Below are 2,693 nucleotides of genomic sequence, written 5' to 3' on the forward strand. Positions count from 1 at the left end.
CCCTATATATAAACAAACATTAAAGCGGGGGCAGGGTATTCTGTTAATACTTCACCGGCCCACCCACTCACCCCGTCCGGGGCGGGGGGCGGCCCCTAACACGGCCGCCGCCGCCGCGGCCAGATAACCCAACCGGAAAGGCCGCAGCCCGACCCGGGAGCCGGACGCCCGGGAATCAGACACTGAAGCTGGCTTCCTTGGGGGCAGGCGGCAGCGTGACCACCTGACCCGCGTAGCTCAGGCCCGCGCCGAAGCCGAGCAGCAGCGCGAGCTGGCCGCCCTTGGCCTTACCGGTCACCAGCATCTCCTCCATCGCCAGCGGAATGGAGGCGGCGGAGGTGTTGCCGGTGTTCTCGATATCGTTGGCCATCGGGATGTCGTCGGCCAGACCGAGATTCTTCTTCATCAGCTCGTTGATGCGGGCGTTGGCCTGGTGCGGCACGAAGACCTCGATGTCCTCCTTGGACACCCCGGAGGCCTCCAGCGCGCTCGACAGCGCACGCGGCAGGGTCACCGCGGCCCAGCGGAAGACCTTGGGGCCCTCCATCCGCAGCGACATCCGGCCCACCGGCTCGACCTCGGGGTCGGTGCCCTGCAACTCCTGCGCGCGGTGCATGAAGGCCAGGAAGTCGATGTCCTGGGCGATGGCGTCGGCGTTCTCGCCGTCGCTGCCCCAGACCGTCGGGGAGATGCCGTTCTCCTCGCTCGGGCCGACCACGACCGCGCCCGCGCCGTCACCGAAGATCATGGCGGTGCCGCGATCGGTCGGGTCGAGGCCGACGGTCATCGTCTCGGCGCCGATCACCAGGACGTAGGTGGCCGAACCCGCGCGGATCAGGTCGGCGGCGACGCCGAGACCGTAGCCGAACCCACCGCAGCCGGAGGTGAGGTCGAAGGCGGGGACACCGTTCATGCCGAGGTCGGAGGCGACGGTCGGGGCGCCGTGCGGGGTGAGCTTGAGCCAGCTCGAGGTGCACAGCAGCACCATGTCGATCTTCGACCGGTCGATGCCGGTGTTGTTCAGGGCTCGATCGCCCGCCGCCACCGCGATCGACCGCAGCGTCTCGTCACCGCTGATCCAACGGCGGTTGCGCACACCGGTGCGCTCGTAGATCCACTGGTCGGTCGAGTCGAGGACTTGGCAGACCTCTTCGTTGCTGACGATGCGCCGCGGCCGGTAGGCACCGATACCGAGCATCGCAACATTGTCGCGACCCTTGTTGACTGCAATGCTCACCACTGGCGACTCACACGTCCTTACACCACACAGACAGACAAATCATTGTCCAGGCTAACTCTTGATCAGGCTAACTCAGTGCCAGATCCTCTAGCCCGAGGATCGACCGATATTCCAGCCCCTCGGCCGCGATGACCTCACCGGCGCCGGTCTCACGGTCGACGACGGTGGCCACGCCGACCACCTCGGCGCCCGCCTCACGCAGCGCACGCACCGCCGTCAGGGGCGAATTGCCGGTGGTCGTGGTGTCCTCGACGACCAGCACGCGCTTGCCCGTGACATCGGGCCCCTCGATCAACCGCTGCATGCCGTGGGACTTGGCGGCCTTGCGCACCACGAAGGCGTCGATCGGCCTGCCGGGGGCGTGCATGACCGCGAGCGCCACCGGGTCGGCACCCATGGTGAGCCCGCCGACGGCATCGAAATCCCAGTCGGCGACCAGCTCGCGCAACAGTTTGCCGATCAGCGGCCCCGCCTCGTGGTGCAGCGTGGCCCGGCGCAGATCGACGTAGTAGTCGGCCTCCTTGCCCGAGGACAGCGTCACCCTGCCGTGCACGACGGCGAGTTCGCGTACCAGCGCGGCCAGTTTCTCGAGGTCGGCGCCGGACAGCTCGGGCCGTGCGGCCCGCGCCTGGTCGATCATGTCGTCTCCTTCATCGGGTGCGGCTGCCTGATCGGGTGGGTCTGCGTCCAGGACGCCACCCTCAGGTCCGTCCGCGTGAGTTGAACAAGCCCCGGTTCATTCGGACCTGTAGCCCCCGGGGGATGAGGCCCGCCGCGGTGGTGAGCGCCTTGTACTGCACGCCGGGCACGCTGATCACGCGATCGGCGTCCAGGTCCCGCAACGAGCCGCTGACGACCTGATCGACCGACAGCCACAGCGGATCGGGCAGCGAGGACATCTCGATGCCCGCGCGCTGATGGAACTCCGTGCGCACGAATCCCGGGCACAGCGCCTGGATGCGCACTCCCGTGCCCGCGAGTCCGCCCGCCAGGCCCTCGGAGAAGGATACGACGTAGGACTTGGAGGCCGAGTAGGTCGACCCGCGGCCGGGGATCAGACCGGCCACGCTCGCCACGTTCACGATCGAGCCCTTGCCCGCCTCGATCATCGACGGCAGCGCGGCGTGGGTGAGTCGCAGCACCGAGGTGACGTTGACGTCGAGCTGAGCCTGCAACTGCGCGTAGGGCAGCTCCCAGAACTCGCCGGAATGCGCGAAACCGGCGTTGTTGACCAGGAATTCGACGCCCTCGGCGACCCTGGCGGCGACGCGCTCGCGGTCGGCTTCCTTCGCCAGGTCCGCCGCGAGCACCTCCGAGCGGGTCGCGTAGGCGCGTTCGAGTTAACCCGCCAGCGCCACGAGGCGGGCGCCGGGGCGGGGGGCGCGGACCCCGGGGGTGGCCAGGGGGGGCCGGGGGGGGGGGGTTCCCCGGGCCGAAACCGGGGGGGGGGCGG

2 protein-coding genes and 1 pseudogene are annotated in these 2,693 nt (G+C 69.0%); all 3 read right to left on the reverse strand.

Going from position 1 to position 2,693, the window contains the following annotated elements; genetic code table 11:
• Positions 1 to 175 precede the first annotated feature (175 nt).
• On the reverse strand, positions 176 to 1,240 hold the full coding sequence (locus QH283_RS09880; protein ID WP_280502712.1) for a beta-ketoacyl-ACP synthase 3: 1,065 nt from the start codon (positions 1,238 to 1,240) through the stop codon (positions 176 to 178).
• Between the two features lie 67 nt (positions 1,241 to 1,307).
• Positions 1,308 to 1,880 (reverse strand): orotate phosphoribosyltransferase, encoded by a 573-nt coding sequence (gene pyrE / locus QH283_RS09885; protein WP_280502713.1) that lies wholly within the window; start codon positions 1,878 to 1,880, stop codon positions 1,308 to 1,310.
• A gap of 61 nt (positions 1,881 to 1,941) precedes the next feature.
• A pseudogene (locus QH283_RS09890) lies at positions 1,942 to 2,580 on the reverse strand (SDR family NAD(P)-dependent oxidoreductase); the annotation flags it as partial.
• Positions 2,581 to 2,693: the final 113 nt, after the last annotated feature.

Origin of the sequence: Nocardia farcinica, from assembly GCF_029867845.1 — a bacterium.
GTDB lineage: Bacteria > Actinomycetota > Actinomycetes > Mycobacteriales > Mycobacteriaceae > Nocardia > Nocardia farcinica_A.

Bases quoted from the DNA above. Each gene is read 5' to 3' on its own strand.
- pyrE (WP_280502713.1), bottom strand. From the start codon at position 1,880: ATGATCGACCAGGCGCGGGCCGCACGGCCCGAGCTGTCCGGCGCCGAC.